Below are 22,971 nucleotides of genomic sequence, written 5' to 3'. Positions count from 1 at the left end.
GTGACAGATTTAGAGTGGAAATACACACAATAATTGTGCTATTGCACAGTTATTGTGTGGGGTTATAGACATTTTAGGGCGAGATATAGTTGGATTTTATCCTCTAACTTGTTGATATCTAAGGATGTGATTGACTCGATCTTGTCTATTCGGTAACGAAGGGTGTTTCTATGAATATGTAGTGATTCACAAGTTTGAGCTAGATCGCAATTATGTGCAAAAAAGAGATGCAGCGTTTTGACAAGAACCTGTTTAGCGTCAGATTGAATGAGCTTTTCCAGGGGGGCCTTCAATTGTTGGGCGCGCCAGGGGTCATTCTTGATATTGCTGACCAAGACCGAAAGCTTGTGGTCGTGATAAAACAGAATGGATTTTGCTTTTGGTTCGCTGATCGCCATCGTTGCTTTAGCCGTTTCATAAGACTTTGCTAGTCCGATAACGCCAGGAAAATAATCCCCAAGCGCCATCTGTATAGAGAAGTCACATTCGTTATCGATTCGCCTCAGTAGTTTAGCGGCTCTTTTTTGTTCCTCTTGTCGATTCCAAACTGAGTGGCTCATCGTAATCGGCTTTAATACTACAATCTCATTCATTGATACCGATACGATACCGACAATGTTATCTCGCTCAGGAAACTCAAGCAGGTGTGTGAGGCGCTGTAAATGCTCTAGTGTCAATGTTTCTTTGGGCCTTGGAATGACCTTGATCACGGCGGCTACACGAGGTTGGTCCAAGTCGAGGTCTAACCGTTGAGCGATAGACAATAGTTGACCTTCGTTCAGGCTGGTACCTTGAATGAGCTGTAATAATAACTCTTCTCTGTGCCGTTTATCCCATTGAATTTGGTGCATTAACGCGGCTTGTTCAACAATGAGTTCTGCTGTCATTTTGACCAGTTCCCCATAGCTACGCACCTCTTCTGGTGTGCCTGAAACCCCGACGACACCAATGACATTGCCGTCGTAAATAATGGGCAGGTTGATGCCTTTTTTTACGCCAGATAGAGTGGAAGCCACGGCGTCATTGATTTCAATAATGCGGTTGTCTTTGATGGCTAAGAGTGCCCCATCATGGATGTGATGCAAACGAGAAGGATCGCTGGAACCAATAATGACACCACTGTCGTCCATAACATTGATCGAATGACGAATGATTTTTTTCGCTCTATCGACAATTTGTTTTGCTATCAGGGCGTTAAGTTGCATGACATCTTCTCTGTGCTACGAATATTTTGAGTATACCCGAGAACTTAAAAATTTGAGGTATAATCATTAGGTTATTGCCAAGAGACAATGTGATGGAATTCGAATTTATAAAAAACTCACTGACAGGAGAGTACCTGGTACGGTGTGAAATGGGGCATGAAGTATTAGCCCGTTTATTTCAAGAAGAGATCTCTACAAATGATCAGACCATTGCAGAGATTAAGAACCAACTTGCCTCAGCCGCTCAGTATCCAAGTAAAGAATTTCGCTGGGAAGGGAAGGAAATCTCATTGAGCATTCTGGAATCTGAAGTTCATGTGTTTGAAAACTGTCTTAATTTTGATGTGACGAATGATAACGTTGAGGAGTTTGAACTCTATAGCAGCGAGAGTTTTAGCGAGTCCGGCCTTGAAGATTTTAACGCAGTAATCAAGCAATGGGAGCGCTTTATTCACAATAGATAAAACGATTTGCACTTTAATAGTGCTCTTTGCTTGGGTTGCATTAATTTCGTGAACAGCTCGCACCATTATGGTGCGAGCTGTTTTCATTTCTATAACATGATTTCTATGTTTTCTTATTTTTCAATAACTTGAAAACTTGGCATGCACCTTGAAAGCTCTATTCTCATAACGGGATACAACACGGCGAAAGGGATGCTATGAAACTTATTAACGCGATTATTAAACCATTTAAACTGGACGACGTACGTGAGGCGCTTGCTGATGTAGGTGTTGAGGGTATGACAGTTTCAGAGGTCAAAGGATTTGGCCGACAAAAGGGACACACTGAACTTTACCGTGGTGCAGAATATCAGGTCGATTTTTTACCTAAAGTGAAGATTGAGATTGCAACGCACGCCGACAATGTCGACCGTGTTGTTGAGGCTATCTCAAATGCAGCGCAAACAGGAAAAATTGGTGACGGTAAAATATTCGTGTACGACCTAAGCCAGGCCGTTCGTATTCGTACTGGTGAAATGGATGCGGAAGCACTTTAAGGGATTGGAGACATTATGATGGAATTAGCAACGACTGTAAGCGAACTACGTTACGCGCTGGACACTTTTTACTTTCTTATTTCAGGCGCACTTGTTATGTGGATGGCAGCGGGTTTTGCCATGTTAGAGGCGGGTTTAGTTCGCTCTAAAAATACCACTGAAATATTAACCAAAAACTTTTGTTTGTATGCCATTGCTTGTACTTGTTATTTAGTCGTGGGTTATCACATCATGTATGTCGATAACGCAGAGGCGGGTTGGTTGCCTTCATTTGGCGCATTGATTGGTACGCAAGCTGAAGGGGCGGATCATTCACTTGAGTCAGATTTCTTCTTCCAAGTGGTGTTTGTTGCAACCGCAATGTCGGTGGTATCCGGTGCAGTAGCAGAACGTATGAAGCTGTGGTCTTTCCTTATCTTTGCGGTAGTTTTGACGGCGTTTATTTATCCGATGGAAGGGTATTGGACATGGGGTGGAGGCTTCCTCGCTGAAGCTGGCTTTAGTGACTTTGCTGGCTCTGGTATCGTACATTTGGCAGGTGCTTCAGCGGCGCTAGCCGGTGTGTTGCTGCTAGGCGCACGTAAAGGTAAGTACGGGAAAAATGGTGAAATATATCCAATCCCAGGTTCAAACATGCCATTAGCGACGCTGGGTACCTTTATCCTATGGTTAGGTTGGTTTGGCTTTAACGGTGGCTCTCAATTGATGGTCTCTGATTTCGAGAATGCGACAGCAGTAGGACAAATCTTCTTAAATACCAATGCTGCCGCTGCAGCGGGCGCTATCGCCGCGTTGTTAGTTTGTAAGACTACATGGGGCAAAGCTGACCTGACGATGATTTTGAATGGTGCATTGGCTGGCTTGGTCGCGATTACTGCTGACCCGCTATCACCATCACCGGTATATTCGGTTGCGATTGGTGCAGTGGCAGGCGTATTAGTCGTATTTAGTATCATCGGTTTAGATAAAATTAAGATTGATGATCCAGTGGGTGCTATCTCAGTACACGGTGTGTGTGGGTTCTTTGGCCTAATGGTGGTTCCACTGAGTAATGGTGATGCAACATTTGGTGCTCAGCTTCTTGGTGCTGCGGTTATCTTTGCCTGGGTATTTGCTGCAAGCTTAGCGGTTTGGGCGGTACTTAAAGCGACGATTGGTATTCGTGTATCGGAAGAAGAAGAGCTGGAAGGTATGGATATGCACGATTGTGGTGTTGGCGCATACCCTGAGTTTGTAACTTCAAAATAAGATATTAAGCTGCATTAAAGTTACCAATGCATACACATACTGTTACATAGTTGATAAAAAACCTGTCCCTAGTGACAGGTTTTTTTATATCAGATCATTGTTTTCTAGCAGAAGATGCATATAATAACGCAACTGATAAACGTTCTCATTTTAAATTAAAGGAACTTAATAATGAAAAAACTGCTAGCCCTTTCAGCAATCGCCGTAGGATTTGCTGCACCAGCAATGGCCGCTGAAGAAGTCAACGTTTACTCTTACCGTCAACCGTTTCTTGTAGAGCCGATGTTCAACGAGTTCACTAAAGAAACGGGTATTAAGGTCAATGTAAAGTTTGCTAAAAAAGGATTAGCAGAAAAGCTACAACAAGAAGGTGAATACAGTCCTGCTGATGTCGTTCTAACAACTGATATCAGTCGCCTCGCTGAACTAACAGACAAAGACGTTGTTCAGGCTGTTGATAGCGAAGTCATTGCCGCTAATGTTCCGGCTCAATACCGAGATAAAGAGAACGAATGGTTCGCGCTAACACTGCGTACGCGTAATGTGTACTCATCAAAAGATCGCGTTGGTAAATTAGGCGATGACTTTAACTATGCCGATTTAGCCAAGCCTGAGTATAAAGGTAAGATCTGTACTCGCAGCGGCAAACACCCGTATAACGTCTCTCTTGTTTCTTCGATGATCGCTCACCATGGTGAAGCGGAAACGAAAGCGTGGCTGGAAGGTGTTAAGGCTAACCTAGCGCGTAAGCCTCAAGGTAATGACCGTGGTCAAGTGAAAGCGATTAAAGAAGGCCTTTGTGATGTGTCTTTAGGTAACAGCTATTACCTAGGTAAGATGGTTAACGACAAAGAGCAAAAAGCGTGGGCGGATGCGGTTTACATTAACTTCCCGAATCAAGAAACAGAAGGCACACACGTTAATATCAGCGGAATGGCAATGGCAAAATACTCGCCTAACAAAGAGAATGCCCTAAAGCTTATGGAATTTTTAACGGGTGATACCGCGCAACAAATGTATGCTGAAGTAAACTTTGAATACCCAGTAAAAGAGGGTGTTAAGCGCTCTGAGCTGGTGGAGTCATGGGGTGACTATAAAGCAGATATGGTGTCACTTGATGACATCGCTGGCTACCATAGTGCAGCAATCAAATTGTTAGATGAAGTTAAGTTCGACCTTTAACCGATAAAAAGGGGTATAATGCCCCTTAATTGGTTCCGGTTACTGAACATCTCGACTCTATGTCGCCTGATGTATGTTTAGGCAATGAAAGAAAAAAATGTAGTTTGGAAAACCAGTAGTGGAGTGCTTACTCTGTTACTGGTTTTACCTATTTTAGCGATCTTCTATACAGCACTTGGTGAAACAAGTGACATCTTCTCGCACCTTTTAAATACGGTGATGCCGACTTACACCATGAATACGGTGTTGTTAGTCGCAGGTGTGCTTGTCCTTTCTTTATGTCTCGGTGTCCCTAGCGCATGGTTTATGGCCATGTGTAAGCTGCCATCGGAAAAAGTACTGCAATGGGCGTTGGTGCTTCCTCTCGCGATGCCTGGCTATATTATCGGTTATATCTTTACCGATTGGTTCGATTTTGCCGGACCGATTCAAATCTGGTTGCGCAATGTATTTGAATGGGGAGTAGGCGATTATTGGTTCCCCGACATACGAACAGTAGGGGGCGCGACGGTCGTCTTGTCTCTCGTACTGTATCCATATGTTTACCTGCTATGCCGCGCCGCTTTTATGGAGCAAAACGTCTCCTTACTTCAGTCTGCAAGATTATTAAAGTGCACGCCATTCGAAAGTTTTTGGCGCATCTCGCTGCCTCTTGCGCGTCCTTCTATCGCGGTTGGTTTGTCGCTGGTGGCGATGGAAACCATTGGTGACTTCGGCACGGTGAGCTACTTTGCCGTCAACACTCTGACAACGGCGGTGTATGATACGTGGCTAGGATACTCAAGCTTGAGTGCAGCCGCTAAAATATCGGCCTTAATGATGGTCGTTATTGTGCTGTTACTTGGGGCTGAACGCTACAGTCGACGTCGACAGAAACTGTTTCAAAGTCAATATAATAGCCATGAAGACTTTCGTTATCAGCTCACTGGTTGGAAGAAGTGGTTTGCGGTTACTTGGTGCTGGGGCTTAGTGTCGATAGCCTTTATTCTCCCGTTAGGTCAGCTTGTCATCTATGCGTATAAGTATTTTGCGCAGAGTTGGACGCCTGAATTTCAAACCTACGCCATCAATAGTCTTAAGGTGTCAATCGCCGCGGCATTGATAGCCGTGCTGATTGCACTTGTCGTAAACTTCTACCGCCGATTATCGCCGAACACGTCTAGCCAAATTTTTATGCGAGCCAGTTCATTGGGTTACGCCGTTCCCGGTACTGTGTTAGCTATCGGTGTCATGGTACCTGTTATTTTCATGGACCACGCTGTTAATGATTTCGCTGTTTGGATGGATTGGAAGCGACCTGGGCTTATCTTTTCTGGATCGATGTTTGCTATTGTTGTTGCCATGGTCGTTCGCTTTTCTGCGGTTGCTATTGGCAGCATAGAGACCAGTTTAAGTAAGGTATCACCATCACTGGATATGGCTTCTCGTACGATGGGCTGTAAGCAAAATCAAATGTTGGCTCGGGTGCACTTCCCTCTTATCAAGCGTGGCATTTTGATTGCTGGGTTATTGGTATTCATTGAGTCGATGAAAGAGCTGAATGCCGCCTTATTGTTACGCCCGTTCAACTTCGAAACGCTCGCAACCTATGTGTATAACTTTGCTTCTGATGAGCATTTGGAGCTGGCGGCGATGCCCGCTGTCTTATTAGTTCTCGTTGGGCTTATCCCTCTCATCATTGTTAATCGATCTCTGGAGCAACCCCACTAATGACAACCGCTCTGTCTATTGAAAATCTATCCTGCCAATATGAATCTCAAATGATACTGGAAGCTCTGTCGCTAGAGGTTAACCAAGGTGAAATTGTGTGTTTATTGGGGGCGAGTGGTTGTGGGAAAACCACGTTACTCAAAGCGATAGCTGGCTTATTGCCATTGGCTGGCGGCACCATGACGCTGAACGACAATGTTATTGATGATGGAAAGACATGGTTGCCCCCTGAGCAGCGTAATATAGGAATGATTTTTCAAGATTATGCCCTGTTTCCTCACTTAACCGTTGCTGAAAACGTTGCCTTTGGACTCAAAGGTCACTCAAAGGGAATGCAGGATTCTATTGTTAATGATGCACTCTCTTTGGTGCACTTAGAGGCGTTTAAAGCACGGTATCCACATCAACTGTCTGGCGGCCAACAACAACGGGTTGCCATTGCACGAAGCTTGGCTTACAAGCCCGATCTGTTGCTTCTAGATGAGCCATTCTCAAATATTGATACGCAGGTCCGCCATGAGCTAATTCGAGAGATTCGAAAGATTTTCAAGAAACAAGGTATTACCGCTATCTTTGTCACCCATAGTCGAGAGGAAGCTTTTGCTTTTGCAGACAAAATGGCAGTGATGAACGAGGGGGTCATTGAACAGTATGGCAGTGCGTCAGAGCTTTATTTTTGTCCATCAAGTAAATTTGTTGCCGACTTTTTAGGTGGTGGTAGCTATTTAGAAGCGACACATATTTCTGGCTCTACGTTTGATACGGAAATAGGACAGATAGCAGCGACATCTTGCAGCTTTATTGCCGAAGGTGCGACGTGTCAGTTGCTGGTTCGTCCACAACAAATCCAGCTTTCATCTTCAGAGCAGAGCAGTATCCATGTGGTCGAGCAGCAGTTCATGGGCGACCATTGTCGTTACGTGGTGGATATCAAGGGTACACGCATATTGGCTACCTCGATGGAAGCATTGAATGTTGGACAAAGTGTGGCGGTAAGTGTCGAATCTCAAGGGATTGTCGCCTTTAGCTAAGACAGATAACATCGAGTTAAGATAGATGTTATCGAGTGTTTTTAAGTTAAGTGCAAGTAAGAATCCTGGGTTACTTTAAGCTGAGATTCGAACCCTAAAATGGGTATCGAAAGACATAAAAAAAGCCCGATGATTTCTCATCGGGCAAAATGTTCTCCACCTATAGGGTGTTTCTTGTGACGGTGTTTACTGTTTACTTCGCGCTAAATAATATCGGCGCTACGATCAGGTAAACAGTCATTCGATCCACAAGAAGTGAGGAAACAGAGACTACAATGACAAAAAGCCTTTCATCTGTTGAAGAACATGTTCGGCTTGTTCTTTATCTTCCATCTCACAGAAGATTCGCAAAAGAGGCTCAGTTCCCGAGAAACGAGCAATGACCCACCCCCCATTTTTGAAGTACACTTTCGCCCCATCCGCGTAACTTACCTTATCAATATCGTAGCTAAATTCAGGTAACTGTTTTTCAATGTAGAGTTTGTGATAAAGGCTATCCTTCTGTGCGGACTTGAATGTACAGTCGCCCTCTGCCGTGTACGCGTAACCATATTGAGAGTAAATATCGCTGAGTAACTCTGAGAGTTTCTTACCGGTAACACTCAGCATCTCAACCAGTAGGCTGGAAGCAAATACGCCATCCTTACCCTTGATGTGGCCACGAATGGTGAGACCTCCAGAGCTTTCACCGCCAATTAGCGAGTCGTCGGCTTCCATTTGAGCACTGATGTGCTTAAAGCCTACGGGTACCTCAAAGGCTCGCTGTCCATAGTGTGAAGCAATCTTGTCAAGCAGGTGTGTGGTTGCGATGTTACGCACGACAGACCCGGTCCATCCTTTGTATTCCAGCATGTAGTAATACAGCAGCATCAGCACCTCATTAGGGTGGATGAAATTGCCTTTTTCATCGATGATACCAAGGCGGTCTGCATCACCATCGGTACCAATGCCGATGTCATAGCCTTCTGCGGCGACAAGGTGTTTTAGGCGGTAAAGTGTCGCGGCGTTAGGTGAGGGCATTAAGCCACCAAAGTCGGGGTTTTTACCATCATTGATAACATCAACATCGCAGCGGCCATTGATCAAAACGGTTTGCAACGCATTCTTGGCTACACCAAACATAGGATCAATCAACACTCGTAAATTGGCTTGTTTGATCGCTTCAATATCGATGAGGTTGATGATCGAATCTACGAACTGATTCATTGGGTTGATCTCAGTGATCTTGTGTTCTTGTATCGCGATGTCAAAGTCAAGGAGCCGAATTTGAGAGGCCGTTAAGGTTGCGATCTGAGATTCAATCTTCTCTGTGATGATCTCATCGGCGTCTCTACCACCCTCAATGAATACCTTAATGCCGTTGTAATCCGCTGGATTATGAGACGCAGTAATGCATGCTGAGTACGCACAATTCATTTCTTTTGCTTGATACATGACAATAGGTGTCGGCACAAACTTGTTAATAAAGCTGACTGGAATGTCATTGCCAGCCAGTACTTCTGCAAACCACTGTCCTGCTTTATCGGATAAAAAACGTCGGTCATAGCCGATAACAAACCCTCGATCTGCGACCTGCTCCTGATTGATTATGTTGGCAAGTGCTTGTGCCACGACTCTGACATTATCTCGGGTAAACTCTTCGCCAATAAATGCGCGCCAGCCACCGGTACCAAATTTAATCATAGCTTTCTCCTAACGAGCCCTGTTGGGCTCGTAATGTTGGTGAATCGATGGTGGAATTAACCCAGTACGACATGAACAAGGTTGACTGAGCCTTCAGGTTGAGGAGCAATCGCGCCGCTCGTATTGATGCCATTCAATGTGAGGGACTGCACGCCTTTGCTGACACCATTTGGATTTTCAACCTTGATTTGATACGTCGCGCCGCGCCACTCCCGCGTGACCTCAAAACCAGGCCAGTCAACAGGGATACAGGGATCAACTATCAAGCCATCAAAACTTAACCTCACGCCGAGGATATAGTTGGTCGCGGCAAAGTAAGCCCAACCTGACGTGCCCGTTAACCAAGGGTGATTCGCTCGACCGTGATCCTGATGATCGCGTCCCATCACGAATTGCACATAAGAATAGGGTTCAGTGATCCGGGTTTCTATGTTGTCGTTTTGGTTGTAGGGGTTGAGCGCGTCGTAGAACTTCATTGCTTGGTCGCCACGGCCTAGCTTTGCCTCAGCGACCCAAGCCCATGGGTTGGGATGAGAAAAGATCGCCCCATTTTCTTTTACGCCTTGATAAACACGGGTTACAAAACCGATATCATCATTAGGCGTTGCAAATGATGGTGCATTGAGATGTAAGCCATAATCTGAATACAGGTACTCATCAACGGCGTTCATGGCTTTCTTGCCTCGTTCTTCCGTCACTGCGCCAGAGATCACCGCCCATGTGTTGGATTCAAGATGCACCTTTCCTTCAGCCTGTTGGTTAGTGCCAACTTTATCGCCGGTTTTCGTGATGCCTCGGATATACCAACCACCGTCATCATCCCAAAGATGAGTCTCACAGGCGTCTTGTACTTTTTTTGCCATCTGTTCATAACAGAGAGCGTCTTCAGATTGGTTTAAGTGCTTGGCAAGGTCGACAAATTCCTGCAACGCCCAGTAGTGAAGGAAGGCGACCATGGAAGATTCACCGCCGCCAAGATTAAGACAGTCATTCCAATCCGCTCTTAAGCCTTTCGCGATACCCGTCGCACCGACATGTTTATCGGTAAAATCCAATGCTGCTTTCATGTGTTCATACACAGTGGCATTACCGCCGTCAGCATAAGGGATGAGTTCGTCAAAGAACTCAGTCTCTCCGGTTTCCATGACGTAGCGACAAATGGTTGGGATCAGCCATAAATGATCATCAGAACAGGTATCAGCAATGCCGTGGATCTTATCTTCGTCACTCGGCGTTGGAACCACGGTTGGTGATTTAGATGGTTCAATATCGGCTTTACCGGGATCAAACCAGTCGGGATCAAATAAGTGTAAGCCGTAGCCTGCTTTGACTTGGCCACGCAGCAAATCGATGATGCGCTTTTTTGTCATTGCAGGGTTAGAGTGCGGCACCGCCAACGCGTCTTGAGCGGTGTCTCGATAGCCCAGCCCTGTACGCCCACCAACCTCGATAAAGGAGGCGAATCGAGACCAAACCACACAAGTTTCAGCTTGGTAGAGTGTCCATGCATTGAGCATGGTATCAAGCCCTTGGTTAGGTGATTTAACTTGGAATTTTGCGCAGCGTTCATCCCAGTGTGTCCGAATAGCCGCAAAGGCTTTATCAACCTCGCTAAGATCTTGATACTTTTCTCTCAGCCGTGCACCGTTGCCCTTGCCGATACCCAAGACATAAGCAAAACGCACCTCTTGGCCCGGTTGAATCGTGAATTGCTTATGCAGAGAACCACAATGGTTGTAACAGGTTTGCGTGTGATTAGAGCATTGACCACGCTCTACCGCGATGGGGTTTGATTCATCTCGGTAGAGACCTAGGAAACTGTCTCGTTGGCCGTCATAGCTGTCAGGTTCAAACGTTGAGGCTAGGTAATAAAAGCCTTCTTTTTCATTGGTGTTGTAGAAAAGGTCGTATTCAATCACGCCCTCCTGATAATGAGTACCTGCGGAATACAGCGACATTTGATGGTTTTGATTGTCCGATGCAATGTGGCTAAAAGAGAACTCGACAAATGAAAAGGTACTAATGGTGCGCGGCTTATTGCTGTTATTACGTAATACCACATCCCAGATTTCGGCATCTTCACCTTTAGGGATGAATAACGTTTTACTCGCCTCAATTCCGTTGTAATCACACTTGAATTTTGAATAAGACAAGCCATGACGCACTTCATATTGTGCTTCCTCTAGGCTCTTCGCGACAGGTTGCCAAGAGATAGACCAGTAATCACCTGTTTCATCATCCCTAAGGTAGACGTAGTGACCTGGTCTATCAAATGTTGCATTCGGTCTGAACTTAGTGACGCGGTTGTATTCTGGCGAATTGTAAAATGAATAGCCGCCTGCATTGTGTGAGATAACGGTACAGAACTTCTCTGTGCCGAGATAATTAGTCCATGGCGCTGGAACGTCGGGACGAGTGATTACATATTCACGATTGTCGTTATCGAAATAGCCGTATTGCATGAGTATATCCTTATGAAATCTAATCTTAATTTTCTAGCCGTGATCCTGGTCGTTAGTCTCGGTATGATCACCATTCTTGTTATCAAGTCAGCCTATTCTGACCAAGGAGGCCTGTATTGAATGCGTTGTCTGTCCAGCAAGGTTAAGTGTGGTTTTAGTCTTGCTAAAAAGTGTGAGTAATTTTTATTTAGGTTATGACTCCAAGCTGTTTCGGACAGGGCGAGTAAGCGTGGAAAAACCATATAGTCCAGGCGATCTTGATGGGCAATGAGCTCTGTCCACAGCGCGGCTTGGATACCTAATATGCGTTTATTAATGGGGTCATCATGGGCAATGTCCGACAGTGGCTCATATTGGTATGCTTGCTCGAGTGAAATGACCGATGCCCAATCGACACCAGGTTCATCGCTGCTGCGGTCTTGAGCCATATCAAGATAGGTGGTTTGAGCGGGTTGAAGCACCACGTCGTAACCCATTTTTGCGCAATTGATGGCGGCCTCTTCACTTAACCACGAGTAAATAACGGTATCTTTACTGACTTTGTTGCCAAAATGCGCTTCTTCCCAACCCAACATTCGTTTGCCGAGTGAGCGAAGTTTGTCTTCAGCGTATCTTAGTAGATGTCCCTGCAGTTCTTTAGTGCTGTTATAGCCGTGGGTTTGCATGAGCTTTTGACAGCTTGGGCTGCTTGCCCAAGAACCAATTGGCACTTCATCAGCGCCGATATGTAGGTAAGGTGCAGGAAATAGCTGTGAGACTTCTTCCAATACGATATCTAGGAATTGATACGTTCCTGCAATCCCAGGGGATAAGGTGTTATCGGTATAGTGCTGGACGCTACGGTAGGTAGAGCGATCATCGTGATCAACGAGCATCTCAGGCAGAGACTTAATGGCTGCTCGGCAGTGACCAGGGATATCAATTTCGGGTATCACTTGAATGTCACGAACGGCAGCGAACGCGACGATATCTTTGATTTCTTGTTGTGAGTAAAAACCGCCATATTTGTTCGAAATATGATGAAATTGTGGTTCTAACACTTCTTCTGGTCCGCGCCATGCGCCGATATCGGTCAGAGCTGGCAGCGCTTTTATTTCTATTCGCCATCCTTCATCGTCGGTAAGGTGCCAGTGGAATGTGTTGAACTTGTAGTGTGCCAATAGATTAATAAAGCGTTTTATTTCATCAACAGGCTGGAAGTGACGCGCGCTATCAAGCATGACACCACGGTAAGAAAAACGAGGTTTGTCCTGTATGGAAACAAACGGCACCGTTAATGTTTGTCTTGCTTCGTCAAAATGAAAAAGCTGGATTAGTGTGCTAGCTGCATAGATAAAACCAGCGTCAGATGTGGCTTCAATAGTGATACCTGAGCTATCGATATTGAGTTTGTATTCTTCTTTTGATAGCACAGGGCTGCGTTTGAAGTGAATGCCTTGTTGCCCAATGGACTTAGGTGTAATAGAAAATAAGCGTTCAACTTCTTGTTGTAGCCATTCGGCAGCGCCTTTACTCTCAGGGTGATCACAGGTGATCTGACTATACCGAGTGAGCTCAAACACGCCATCAGACTGTGTGAAACTCATTGGCTCAGGGATCAATTGGTGTGTATGTGAGTTAACATCAGGTGTTGGGGTGTGATGGTGATGTGGGTCTTTCAGTACGATTGGCGATACGCTAACGCCTGCTCGAGATAGTGAGTCAGTATCTAGATACGCTTCCTTAATACCATCAGAAAGAAACCGGAAAGGGGCGGTTAAAATTGAAAACTCAACATAGACATGATGATTGGAATACAACACTGATTCTATTATATCGAGTGTACAAAAACTGCCTACTTGTGTGATCTGCCCACCTGAGATGCTACTTGGATCAATGTAGCGATCAAAGGTGAAACTTAGACGCCAATGTGCGTAGCTTTTTTCAGAAAGATTGTGCAGGGTTAAGCCAAAGCGACTGCCTTTCGTGTGGCTCTCTAGTACTGCGATATCGACGCGAAAATCCATAGTCATCCCCATTTAATATAGATTGTGCTGGCGTTGACCCGCCATCATCAGTGCCCCATCCATCGCGTCACCTTGCGGTTCGACTATCCAGCGCTGTGCCTTTGGTGATAACCAATCATGGATGCGTTGTGCGATGCTGCCCATTAAACAGATACGCTGTGCACCTTGTTGATTCAATGCCGACAGGTACATCTCAATATCGTCAGCGGTTTGTTGCAGTAACGATTTTCCTAGCTCCTCGTTGAGCAATGCATAGTCGAAAATAGCGGGTGAAAATTGCCCATAATCACAAGGCAATGCGGTTTTGGACCATTCCACAATGCGATCGACATCGTGATCAAAATGACTCATAACCAGATCGGCCAGTGGAGACGGTGGCTTGATACCATCTTGGATTAGCAACACCTCTTGTATAAGGCGAAGCCCCATGATGGCACCGCCACCCTGATCTGAGATTGGAAACTCTCTACCACCCACAACAAACTGCTGGCCGTCCTTTAGCAATATTCCACATGATCCTGTGCCTGCAATCATGATCGCGCCATCTTGACCACGGTGTGCACCTAAGCACGCTCCGTATGCGTCAGTATTAAGTGTCAGGCTGGCAAAGGGATGTTCAGTGCTCATAAATGCCTGATATGCCGCTTTATGTTCTGCCCCCGCGAGCGCTAAACCAACATGAACCTGAGACAGCGCATCGCGATTTAAGCCGCCTTGAACGAGAGCGGCTGTAACGGCTTTTATGACCGCAGACATCGCCACATCCGCCCCTAGCATAATATTGGCACTACCACTTTTTCCTTCACCAATGCGTTCACCCTGTTCGGTTAGGATTCGTGCTCGACACGATGTACCACCGCCGTCGATACCAGCGATAAATTTAGGCATGGGAACGCTCCTTGAGGTGGTAGTGCTGATGAGTGAGCGCCGCAGCCAACAGGAACCAAGCCGCGTGTGGGATCCACTGTTCTCCCCAACGCCAGTTTTGTAGCATGTCATCTTTTTGATTTGGCGGATTAAAGGCAATGTCGCCTTCATTATCGAACCCAGCGGTGATGCCGTTACAAATGCCGCCATGAGCATTAAAAAAACCGAGATTAGCCAAATACTCAGGGTTATTGTGGCCATGCCCGTCTAACATGCACATGTCGTAAGGGTTAGCGCCTAGAATCCAGTTCATGGCATTAGCGGCGTAGCTTTCAAGCTCTTTTTTTAACGTTGAACTATCAAGTTGAGATTGCACGGTAAGCGCCATCGTAGCCAAAGAAGCAAGACGAGCGTTTTCCCCTTGCCACCAATATCCAGATTCGTTGTTATGAGGAATAAAGAAAGCGCTGCGTTTTACACCATCGATTGGTTTTGTGTATTGGCGAGGGTAGCCAAATGGGTTAAACACCTCTTGAGTGATGGTGAGTTCGAATTGACACGCTTCTTGTATGAGCTGAGTAAATCGCTTGGCTCGAGAGGCATCATCTTCTATTAGTACATACTCATTAAGTGCGATAACCGGTAACCCAGCTTCTGCGGCATGATAATAAGGACGAGAACCGTCGGTATTGCTTGACCAGTAGAATGCATACTGTTCATCGTGGGCGGCGCGCTTTGCGAGCGCCTCTGCCCAAGACCTTGCTTCTGTTAGATACTGTTTTTGGTTCGTTGAGCGATACAGTTCAACGCTGGCTAATAGCGCGCAGTACTCGTCGATGATGTTTTCGATGCCATCATCGAGGTAGTGTGTGTTGTATTGTTTGAGGTGGGCATAACCCGCTTCGGCCGCGGCTAAAAATTGTTGGGTCTTGTCTGGTGCCACGTTGGCGATGAGGCTCGCTTTCGCTAATGCAGCAATCGACATCCCCCCACCTTGGCGAAACCCAGCCTGATAGTCCGACTTTTTGTGCCCAAGCTGTGTCTCATAGGCACAGATTTCGCGTTGCTCTGTGTCTTTACTCCATTTATCAAACACCGTCATGTAGAAGTAACCATCGGGGTGCTGCATGCGAAGCAAAAATTCAGCCCCAAAACGCGCTTCTTCATGCACTCTTGTTTGAACAAAAGAGTGCGCCAAGCTGTCGCGTAAGACCTCTTCGGCTTTAAGCAGATTCCACACCACCATTGGGGTTTGCTGAGGATTGAGATAATTGGCGTAGGACAAATGACTTAAGTACTTACTTACATCACCTGAGGCGTCATACCATCCTCCATGAACATCAATGCGTTCGTGGCTATTCACCACTTTCGCTGAGCGGTCTGCGTCATCAAAGATACTGCCACTGCATCGCTGGGATTTGAAATAATGGATGATGTCTGAAAAGGCACGATCCATAAGCTGGTGGTCACCAATTTTAAAGGTGTGTGAGTAAGCCGATTGGTAGCTGAGATAATAGTCGCCAGGTAACTGACACTCGCTAAAATCAATCTCAAAAAAGTACCCCTGATGCCAGTCATCAACGCGAGAACCTCCCAATAAAGGGATCTCCAAAACCCTGGCGTGGCTTGTTGCGTTGATTAAAAAAGCACTGCCGATTTCGGTGAGCGCATGCTCAGACATAAGGACCGCACATTTAGTGCCTGTTGCCTGATAACCAATGTGGTTTGTTAAAAATTGCATGATGTGTCCCAGCCAGCCGTGTCATTAGGCCCCGTGTATGAGCAGGCCCAATGATTGGTTTTTGTCGTAATTAGCTTTTGTATAAATAAATTAGTTTTCGTATAAGTAGCAGCGTACAAAGTGGTTTTCAGCCAGTTTGGTGACGCTTGGTAAGGCTTCTGAGCAGCGCTTGGTCGCGTGCGCACAACGTCCAGAAAAAGGGCAGCCGATGGATTGAGGTGTCCATAATGGGATTTCACCTTTATTGCCTTTTAGCTTTTCGTGGATAGATTTAGCGGGATCGGGTACCGCGGAAACCAAGAGTTGTGTGTAAGGGTGTTGAGGGTTAGCGATGACCTCATCGGTATCCCCCCATTCCACCATATGACCGACGTACATCACGGATATGTCCTCTGCGATATAGCGAGCAGTGGCAATATCATGTGTGATGTAAAGCAAGGACATTTGCTTTTCAAACTTCATCTCTTCCATGAGGTTCAATACCCCTGCGCGAATGGAAACATCGAGCATGGATGTTGGCTCATCGGCTAAGACGACTTCGGCACCAATCGCAATGTTTCTTGCGAGGTTGACACGTTGACGTTGCCCACCAGAAAGTTGATGCGGGTATTTAGCGGCCGTTTCTTTCGCAGGAATCAATCCAACTTGCTCAAGCAGGTCATAGATACGTTCTTCCAGCTCTTTTTTATTGCGCTTGTTGACCTTGTTATGGATCAGCAAAGGGCGCGCAATGTGGTGGAAAATGGTGTGGGTAGGATTGAGTGATCCAAACGGATCTTGCCACACCATTTGTACGCCTTGGCGATACTGAGTCAGCTCAGCTCGCTTAGTAATATCTTGTATATCACGGCCACGATATTTAATTTCACCACCACTTGGTGCATACATTTTTGCGATCATTTTGGCTGTGGTTGACTTGCCTGAACCCGACTCACCAACAACGGCCAGACCACGACTCTTATACATCTTGAATGACACGTCATTAATGGCACGCATCATTGGTTGAGACAGTGTATTGCTGTTAATTGGAAAGTCTTTTACGACGTTGTTGCCTTCAATTAGCAGTTCACCATAGTTGCTCATATTCATCTCCAGAAATGGTATTGTTGCTTGTTTTTTACTGGTGGCTGTCTATGACAACGCTTCAGTGACCGCGATATGTTCGCCGTATAAATGACAGTTTGAGAAGCGATTCGCTTCTATCTGACGCAGCTGAGTAGGTATCTTGGTACAGGCCTCATGCACGCGTTCACAGCGAGCTTGGAAGCGGCAACCTTGTGGGATTTCCAGCAGGTTAAGTGGATTACCAGGAATACCAGTTAGCTTTGTCTTAGGTCCCGTCAATGGAGGAAATGAACTTCCCAGCCCTTTGGTATAAGGATGGTAAGGTGATTCTAATATTTGCTTTGAGGGTGCTATCTCGATCAGTTCACCGGAATACATGATCCCGATACGGTCGGAGAATTCCACCATCAATGAGATATCATGAGTGATGAATAAGATAGAAAAGCCAAACTCTTCTTTCAGGGCGTATATCTTCTGTAAGATCTCGCGCTGCACGACCACATCTAACGCTGTTGTAGGCTCATCCATAATGATCATTTTTGGATTGAGCGCGAGTGCGATGGCAATAACAAGACGCTGACGCATGCCGCCAGAAAACTGGTGAGGGTAATCATTCAGTCGACTTGGATGAATATCGACGATCTCAAGCAGTCCTTCAGCACGTTTCTTCGCTTGCTGGCGTGTCATGTTGGTATGGCGCATGATGACATCGCAAAATTGCTCTTCGATGGTAAGTACTGGATTTAGCGCATTCATGGCGCTTTGAAATACCATCGACATCTCGCTCCAGCGAAAAGTCTGCATGCGCTCATCACTGTACTGCAAGATATCTTCACCGTTGAAAATAACCTGCCCTGAGCTGATATAAGCGGGCGGCTTGTGTAAGCGCATGAGTGAGAATGCAACGGTTGACTTGCCACAGCCTGACTCCCCAGCAAGGCCAAAGACCTCACCCGGTGCGATATCGAAACTGACGTTATTACAAGCTCGTACATCACCGGCATCGGTAATGTAATCGACGCAAAGGTTGCGGATTGAAATTAGTGGATTAGGCATAATTAACGGTCTCCGCTCCAAAGTGCATTCTGTGGTGGAAGTTCAGGTTCACGAGTATCTTTGTCTTGCTTAGCGAGTTTTTTCCAACGCTTCATACCTTTGTGAGAACGAAGTTGCGGGTTGGCAATCTCATCAACAGCAAAGTTAAGCAGCGCTAAACCAGTCACGAGGAGTATCAGAGCAAAACAAGGTGCGAGCATTTCCCACCACGCGCCAATCAACATCGCCGATGAGGTTTGAACGTTGTAGAGCATGATGCCCCAGCTGACAGTATTCGGATCGCCCATCCCTAAGAAAGAGATGATGGCTTCCATTGAAATCGCATACATGACGGAACCGATGAAGCTCGCGCCAACAATCGAGATTAGATTCGGGAGTAGCTCAACAAAAATAATACGCAGTCTTGACTCCCCAAGGACTTCCGCTGCTTTTACAAACTCTTTTTCGCGCAGTGAAAGTGTTTGTGAACGAATAACCCTTGCCCCCCAAGCCCAGGACATAAAACCGATCACCAGAGAAATGGTTAATGGCCCGGCTTCGCCGATAAAGGCGGCGACCACAAATAATAAAGGGTACTGAGGAATAACCAGCATGATGTTCATGGCAGCCGTTAGTACATCGTCGACTTTTCCACCAAAATAACCGGCTGAAATACCGATAACGGTTGCCAAAATGCATACGGTTAATCCAGCACCGAAACCCACCATTAAAGACACACGAGCGCCATAAACGACCTGTGACCAGACATCACGTCCCATACGTGTCGTGCCCAATGTGTGGTCGGCTTTTTTTGACATGAGCAGTGCTCGGCGATTGTCAGCCAGATTTTCAGCGACCCATCCATCCGGATTTTCTTGTGCCATTTTGACAACAAATCCAGGGTATTCATGAGGGTTTCCGGTGCGTTTATCTGGCGCATGCTTAGTAATTAATGGCGCTGCGATTGCCATGAATATGAATAAACCAACAATAATGAGTCCAATACGAGCGGTGGTATTTCGCCATACGAGAGAGAGGAATCCTTTCATAATTATTTGCCTCCTTTGCGTAGGCGGGGGTCAAGCACGACATACAACATGTCAGCGACTAAGTTAAAGAACAGCATAAAGAGCGTCATGATAAGCAGTTGGCCCTGTAGGACTTGATAATCACGAGCATGAATCGCGTTAAGCATGACACTGCCTAAACCGGGGTAGTTAAAGATGATCTCGATGATGAGTTGTCCACCAAGCGCCATGCCAAGAGACATAGAAAGTGCGGTGACACTTGGCAGCATGGCGTTTCTAGCTGCATAGTTGAAAACGACACGGTTTTCGCTTAGGCCTTTGCCTTTGGCCATCGTGATGTAGTCTTCGTTGAGCAGGTTAATCATGTTGTTACGCATGTTGACGAGGAAGCCACCAATTTGAATGATCGTGGCACAGATAAGGGGCAGAACGGCGTGATACAGTACGTCTTTAATGAAAGCCCAGCTGGTCCAGTCAGGTGTGGTACCGGCGGTATAGGCATAACCGGTTGGGAACCACTTAAGGCCGATAGCGAAAATGAACAGTGCTAACATCGCGATAACGACCTGTGGAATTGCTTGAATAATCAGCATTCCGGGGGTGATAAAGGTGTCAAAGCGACTGCCTCGTTTCCAAGCTGCGAAGATACCCAGTATCGATCCTACAGAGAAAGACAGAACGACAGCACAACCAGCAAGAAACAGAGACCAGCCAAAAGCACTGCCAAGTAAGCTGTTTACTGATAAGGGGAAAAACTGCACTGAGGTACCAAGCTCCCAGCTCAGAATGTTTTTCATGTAAGCGAGATACTGAACAAAGTAATTACCATCTACGAAGCCGAGCAACTCTTTCATTGCAGCAATTCGCTCTGGGGTAATTTGTACCGTAGTATGCGCGAACATCATGGTGACGGGGTCGCCAGGCATTGCGCGTGGAATAATAAAGTTGATAGTGGCCGCAACTAAAAGCGCCATACAATAAAAGGACAATCGTCTTAAAAAATAACCCATAACTTACACCTTGTTTACCCAGCATCTTACTTGCCGGTATTGCCGTCCATAACATTGAGACGAGCTATCCCCTGACGACAAACGCCACACATTCAATTGAATATAAAAAGGGGATGAAAGCGGTACGGAAGTACCGCTCTATTTACTGATGATTTATTTAACTGGTTTTAGGTCCAGTACGTGTAGCAAGCGCTCAGGGATACCAGCCCAGATATTTGGACGGCCTTGAGGGTTTTGCTCATTCCACCAACCTGTGTAGCGAGTGGTGTTATATTGGAACATGTAGGCGCCAGACATGACGGGTACTGTTACCTGATCCTGAGCGATGATTTTTTGAATACCGTGAGCGATCTTCATTTGCTCATCTTTATCAGCCGTTTTATAGAAGCTGCTTAGCAATGAATCTAGGTCTGAGTTTTGGTAAAAATGCATCGCAAAACGTGGCATACCATCACCGTGTTGCAGTGTTGAGTTGTACGCGCTGTTCCAATATGTGTAAGGGTCGGCACCATGGAAATAGTTGGTGTATGCGACGTCGTATGAACCCTCAAGCATTGACTGGTTGTAGACGGAGAAGTCAGGGGTACGAGCTTTCGCTTTGATACCAACCTCAGCAAGTTGCTCAACAGCAAGTTGTACCGTGTTGTTGAAATCAGTCCAACCATTTGGCGATTGAATCAACAGCTCAAAAGACTTACCTTCTGGCGTATCAACAAAGCCATCATTATTGACATCTTTAAAGCCCGCTTTTGAAAGCAGTGCTTTTGCTCCCTCAACGTCATAAGAGTTATAACCCTTAAACTTATTATGTGTCGCTTCATCAGACCAAGCGGTAAAGGCATAGCCCAAGCCCGATGCGAAGTCGTTCACCGTGCCACCACCGTAAAACGCAATATCAATGATGGTTTGGCGATCAAGCGCCATTGAGAATGCACGACGGAAATCAACGTTGTTGAGTGCTTCATTTTTAACTTCATCTGGGTTCTTAAAGTTAAGCATGAACGCTTGTGTGCCTGATGGCGGGTACCAGTAGTGATGATTAGGGCTTGCCGCAGCGTAGGTGCGGTCAATATCTGGAATAAATGATGACGTCCAATCCATCTCAGAGTTGACGACCTTACCTAAGAACTGGTCATTATTAGCAATCTGAGGGACGCGTAAACAATCCACTTCTAGGTTGTCGGCATCCCAGTAGTTCTCGTTGCGACATTGAACGTAAAGCTGGCCTGTAAAGGTATCGATCTCAGTAAATGGACCAGAACCGACAGGGTTTTCATTAGTAAACGTAGCTGGGTCTTTAATATCTTTCCAAACATGCTCAGGAACGACAGGGACCTTTACGATCTCATAAGGGACGTTTGAGTTGGCTTCAGTGAGATAGAATTTTACCTGATGGTCATTAAGCTTCTCGACTTTTTCTACCCAAGAGTTAATACCGCTTTGATCAAGCTCTGGTTTTGACTTAACAAGATTGAATGAGAAAAGAACATCGTCAGCGTCAAAACTTTCACCATCAGACCACTTCACGCCTTTACGAATGTCGAAGGTGACCGTCATTAGGTCATCTGACATTTCAAAGCCTTCTGCAAGACGGAATACCGGTTTATTGCCGTGCATTTCATTGAAGACAACTAAAGGCTCATAAATAAAGTCGGTGGTAGTATGTAGGTTTGTTGCACCCAAATATGGGTTGAAGTTACGAACAAAGGTATTGAACTCTTTCGGGTGAACCGTCAGTTCATTACGTTCTGCCGCCGCTGCTACAGAGCTGAATCCGGTTACCGCTGTGGCAATCATTGCTGTCGCGAGTGCTGTTTTTTTAATATGCGCAAGCATAGCTATTCCTTACTATTTGCTTTTGTTTCACAGGGTAAACATTGGAGATTTACCCTCACGTTTTGCTAAAGCCTACCTCTTGTGTTTGTGTCCTGAAGAGTGGCCTGTAAGCCTTAGGCACTACTAGAAAACACCTTAAAGAAAGATTTATCAATTACGCTCTCCGTCAAAAACGTCAATTTTGGGTCTAGTGTTGTCAAAAACGTTAAAATCACAGTCTTTTGCTGGTTTTTTGAGCGCTGAGTTAGGGTGATATCAATCACATTCAATAATTTTATATTGTTGTTTGTTAGTGTTCACTACGGCTTTGTTCTTTTTTATTCAGTGCTTCGTGGTGTTTGTTGAAAATGGTGATGGTTGTCACGTTGAGAATTGACACGTTAATTTAACTTGATAATTAGTAATGGCAATTTGTTGTGATTGTGGTCGCAAACTGGTTATTTACTCCTGGTTTCGAGGCTGCAATTTGCAATTTTCATCCCTCTATTGCCTTGTCATGACACCAATAATATCACTTGTTTTGTATCGTACAAAAAGAGGCGTCAGGAAGTAGGATGGCATGTCAGGGGTAAAAAGGCGCTGTGGGGGCTGTCTAATTTCGAGCTAAGTGTTGGTCATCTTAATAGAATGGTTAAGCATTGCTTTGCCGTGGTGAGAGGATGTCATGGTCACGAGTAAATGAGCTAATAGGTAGGGCGTTTGGAATAAAGGAGAGCATTCGAAGTCTTTACGGCTTCGGTAGTTTACAACAAAGTCTCTGTCCAAAGGTGCGTCAGCGTATGATCTTTTTCAGGACAGAATAGGTTCTGGTATGTTATTGCTCTCAAAAATAAAAATAACCGTCATCCCCTTGAAAAAGGGG

The 22,971-nt window shown here is 45.7% G+C and carries 17 protein-coding genes; 6 read left to right on the top strand and 11 right to left on the bottom strand.

Translation table 11 applies throughout. From position 1 onward, the window contains the following. Nucleotides 1-62: 62 nt before the first annotated feature. Entirely contained in the window at nt 63-1,205 is a 1,143-nt protein-coding gene (locus tag ACE1OE_RS14260) for a sugar diacid recognition domain-containing protein (RefSeq protein WP_449211458.1), read from the bottom strand. A gap of 92 nt (nt 1,206-1,297) precedes the next feature. Here ACE1OE_RS14260 and ACE1OE_RS14255 point away from each other — a divergent pair, with 92 nt between their 5' ends. The 6 genes from ACE1OE_RS14255 to ACE1OE_RS14230 all read left to right on the top strand — a co-directional run bounded on the left by ACE1OE_RS14255 (nt 1,298) and on the right by ACE1OE_RS14230 (nt 7,376). Continuing rightward, complete coding sequence (locus ACE1OE_RS14255; protein ID WP_449211457.1) at nt 1,298-1,669, top strand: YacL family protein; 372 nt, start codon at nt 1,298-1,300, stop codon at nt 1,667-1,669. Between the two features lie 197 nt (nt 1,670-1,866). Beyond that, on the top strand, nt 1,867-2,205 hold the full coding sequence (gene glnK, locus ACE1OE_RS14250) for a P-II family nitrogen regulator (RefSeq protein WP_102469808.1): 339 nt from the start codon (nt 1,867-1,869) through the stop codon (nt 2,203-2,205). An 18-nt stretch (nt 2,206-2,223) separates the two neighbouring features. Further along, the gene (locus tag ACE1OE_RS14245; RefSeq protein WP_449211479.1) at nt 2,224-3,453 is read left to right on the top strand and encodes an ammonium transporter; all 1,230 of its coding nucleotides are present in this window, start codon (nt 2,224-2,226) and stop codon (nt 3,451-3,453) included. Nucleotides 3,454-3,624: 171 nt separating this feature from the next. Beyond that, nucleotides 3,625-4,635 (top strand): Fe(3+) ABC transporter substrate-binding protein, encoded by a 1,011-nt coding sequence (locus tag ACE1OE_RS14240; RefSeq protein ID WP_449211456.1) that lies wholly within the window; start codon nt 3,625-3,627, stop codon nt 4,633-4,635. An 84-nt stretch (nt 4,636-4,719) separates the two neighbouring features. Further along, nucleotides 4,720-6,345 carry an ABC transporter permease gene (locus ACE1OE_RS14235; RefSeq protein ID WP_449211455.1) on the top strand — a complete coding sequence of 542 codons (1,626 nt, stop codon included), beginning with the start codon at nt 4,720-4,722 and terminating at the stop codon, nt 6,343-6,345. Continuing rightward, nucleotides 6,345-7,376, top strand: a complete 1,032-nt coding sequence (locus tag ACE1OE_RS14230) for an ABC transporter ATP-binding protein (RefSeq protein WP_449211454.1) — start codon at nt 6,345-6,347, stop codon at nt 7,374-7,376. The genes ACE1OE_RS14235 and ACE1OE_RS14230 overlap by 1 nt, the downstream gene beginning before the upstream one ends. 270 nt (nt 7,377-7,646) lie before the next feature. Here ACE1OE_RS14230 and ACE1OE_RS14225 read toward each other — a convergent pair whose 3' ends face one another. The 10 genes from ACE1OE_RS14225 to ACE1OE_RS14180 all read right to left on the bottom strand — a co-directional run bounded on the left by ACE1OE_RS14225 (nt 7,647) and on the right by ACE1OE_RS14180 (nt 22,109). Beyond that, entirely contained in the window at nt 7,647-9,059 is a 1,413-nt protein-coding gene (locus ACE1OE_RS14225; protein WP_102469812.1) for a phosphoglucomutase/phosphomannomutase family protein, read from the bottom strand. Between the two features lie 56 nt (nt 9,060-9,115). Then, entirely contained in the window at nt 9,116-11,521 is a 2,406-nt protein-coding gene (locus ACE1OE_RS14220; protein ID WP_449211453.1) for a GH36-type glycosyl hydrolase domain-containing protein, read from the bottom strand. A 92-nt stretch (nt 11,522-11,613) separates the two neighbouring features. Further along, nucleotides 11,614-13,527, bottom strand: a complete 1,914-nt coding sequence (locus ACE1OE_RS14215; protein ID WP_449211452.1) for a beta-N-acetylhexosaminidase — start codon at nt 13,525-13,527, stop codon at nt 11,614-11,616. A 12-nt stretch (nt 13,528-13,539) separates the two neighbouring features. Further along, nucleotides 13,540-14,415: a BadF/BadG/BcrA/BcrD ATPase family protein gene (locus ACE1OE_RS14210; protein ID WP_449211451.1), complete on the bottom strand. Its 876-nt coding sequence runs from the start codon at nt 14,413-14,415 to the stop codon at nt 13,540-13,542. Continuing rightward, nucleotides 14,408-16,135 (bottom strand): glycoside hydrolase family 9 protein, encoded by a 1,728-nt coding sequence (locus ACE1OE_RS14205; protein WP_449211450.1) that lies wholly within the window; start codon nt 16,133-16,135, stop codon nt 14,408-14,410. The genes ACE1OE_RS14210 and ACE1OE_RS14205 overlap by 8 nt, the downstream gene beginning before the upstream one ends. Nucleotides 16,136-16,225: 90 nt before the next feature. Beyond that, the gene (locus ACE1OE_RS14200; RefSeq protein WP_102469817.1) at nt 16,226-17,218 is read right to left on the bottom strand and encodes an ABC transporter ATP-binding protein; all 993 of its coding nucleotides are present in this window, start codon (nt 17,216-17,218) and stop codon (nt 16,226-16,228) included. Nucleotides 17,219-17,266: 48 nt separating this feature from the next. Further along, a complete protein-coding gene (locus ACE1OE_RS14195) occupies nt 17,267-18,256 on the bottom strand; it encodes an ABC transporter ATP-binding protein (protein WP_102469818.1) in 990 nt (329 codons plus the stop codon). 2 nt (nt 18,257-18,258) lie between these two features. Then, entirely contained in the window at nt 18,259-19,284 is a 1,026-nt protein-coding gene (locus tag ACE1OE_RS14190; protein ID WP_372059887.1) for an ABC transporter permease, read from the bottom strand. A gap of 2 nt (nt 19,285-19,286) precedes the next feature. Further along, a complete protein-coding gene (locus tag ACE1OE_RS14185) occupies nt 19,287-20,273 on the bottom strand; it encodes an ABC transporter permease (RefSeq protein ID WP_102469820.1) in 987 nt (328 codons plus the stop codon). Nucleotides 20,274-20,426: 153 nt separating this feature from the next. Continuing rightward, nucleotides 20,427-22,109 carry an ABC transporter substrate-binding protein gene (locus ACE1OE_RS14180; protein ID WP_372059890.1) on the bottom strand — a complete coding sequence of 561 codons (1,683 nt, stop codon included), beginning with the start codon at nt 22,107-22,109 and terminating at the stop codon, nt 20,427-20,429. Nucleotides 22,110-22,971: the final 862 nt, after the last annotated feature.

This window comes from Vibrio sp. E150_011, from assembly GCF_053544015.1.
The sequence above is the reverse complement of the archived record's forward strand: the minus strand, read 5'-3'. Positions and strand labels throughout refer to the sequence as shown.

Excerpts from the sequence above, each read along its gene's own strand:
- ACE1OE_RS14260 (WP_449211458.1), bottom strand. The coding sequence starts at position 1,205 with ATGCAACTTAACGCCCTGATAGCAAAACAAATTGTCGATAGAGCGAAA.
- ACE1OE_RS14255 (WP_449211457.1), top strand. The coding sequence starts at position 1,298 with ATGGAATTCGAATTTATAAAAAACTCACTGACAGGAGAGTACCTGGTA.
- glnK (WP_102469808.1), top strand. The coding sequence starts at position 1,867 with ATGAAACTTATTAACGCGATTATTAAACCATTTAAACTGGACGACGTA.
- ACE1OE_RS14245 (WP_449211479.1), top strand. The coding sequence starts at position 2,224 with ATGGAATTAGCAACGACTGTAAGCGAACTACGTTACGCGCTGGACACT.
- ACE1OE_RS14240 (WP_449211456.1), top strand. The coding sequence starts at position 3,625 with ATGAAAAAACTGCTAGCCCTTTCAGCAATCGCCGTAGGATTTGCTGCA.
- ACE1OE_RS14235 (WP_449211455.1), top strand. The coding sequence starts at position 4,720 with ATGAAAGAAAAAAATGTAGTTTGGAAAACCAGTAGTGGAGTGCTTACT.
- ACE1OE_RS14230 (WP_449211454.1), top strand. The coding sequence starts at position 6,345 with ATGACAACCGCTCTGTCTATTGAAAATCTATCCTGCCAATATGAATCT.
- ACE1OE_RS14225 (WP_102469812.1), bottom strand. The coding sequence starts at position 9,059 with ATGATTAAATTTGGTACCGGTGGCTGGCGCGCATTTATTGGCGAAGAG.
- ACE1OE_RS14220 (WP_449211453.1), bottom strand. The coding sequence starts at position 11,521 with ATGCAATACGGCTATTTCGATAACGACAATCGTGAATATGTAATCACT.
- ACE1OE_RS14215 (WP_449211452.1), bottom strand. The coding sequence starts at position 13,527 with ATGGATTTTCGCGTCGATATCGCAGTACTAGAGAGCCACACGAAAGGC.
- ACE1OE_RS14210 (WP_449211451.1), bottom strand. The coding sequence starts at position 14,415 with ATGCCTAAATTTATCGCTGGTATCGACGGCGGTGGTACATCGTGTCGA.
- ACE1OE_RS14205 (WP_449211450.1), bottom strand. The coding sequence starts at position 16,135 with ATGCAATTTTTAACAAACCACATTGGTTATCAGGCAACAGGCACTAAA.
- ACE1OE_RS14200 (WP_102469817.1), bottom strand. The coding sequence starts at position 17,218 with ATGAGCAACTATGGTGAACTGCTAATTGAAGGCAACAACGTCGTAAAA.
- ACE1OE_RS14195 (WP_102469818.1), bottom strand. The coding sequence starts at position 18,256 with ATGCCTAATCCACTAATTTCAATCCGCAACCTTTGCGTCGATTACATT.
- ACE1OE_RS14190 (WP_372059887.1), bottom strand. The coding sequence starts at position 19,284 with ATGAAAGGATTCCTCTCTCTCGTATGGCGAAATACCACCGCTCGTATT.
- ACE1OE_RS14185 (WP_102469820.1), bottom strand. The coding sequence starts at position 20,273 with ATGGGTTATTTTTTAAGACGATTGTCCTTTTATTGTATGGCGCTTTTA.
- ACE1OE_RS14180 (WP_372059890.1), bottom strand. The coding sequence starts at position 22,109 with ATGCTTGCGCATATTAAAAAAACAGCACTCGCGACAGCAATGATTGCC.